This window comes from Elizabethkingia argenteiflava (assembly GCF_009904105.1).
Classification (GTDB): Bacteria; Bacteroidota; Bacteroidia; order Flavobacteriales; family Weeksellaceae; genus Elizabethkingia; species Elizabethkingia argenteiflava.
The window spans coordinates 1-251 of record NZ_JAAABJ010000375.1; the positions used below are offsets into that span (position 1 = coordinate 1).

General features: G+C 29.1%; 1 protein-coding gene. It reads right to left on the reverse strand.

Going from position 1 to position 251, the window contains the following annotated elements; translation table 11 throughout:
• The coding region (locus GNY06_RS04505) for a transposase (RefSeq protein WP_166518994.1) at positions 1-251 on the reverse strand (251 nt) is incomplete at both ends.

Genomic DNA, 251 nt, shown 5'->3' on the forward strand with positions numbered 1-251 from the left:
ATTTTCTAAAAATATAAGGCTGCGGATTATATCCATGTTGATTTTTTCGCATAGGTACTTCCATATTAATCTGGTTGTAAGTAAATAAGTCTCTTTGATAATCAATACTCAGATAACCTTTGTATCCTAATATTGTACAATTTTGATACAAGTGCTTAATATCTTTGAGATAATGAATATCATGTACAGAAGCTTGTGTTACATCAAAATCGATAAAAATCCCATCAGTAGTAAACACTGCATGCAATTTA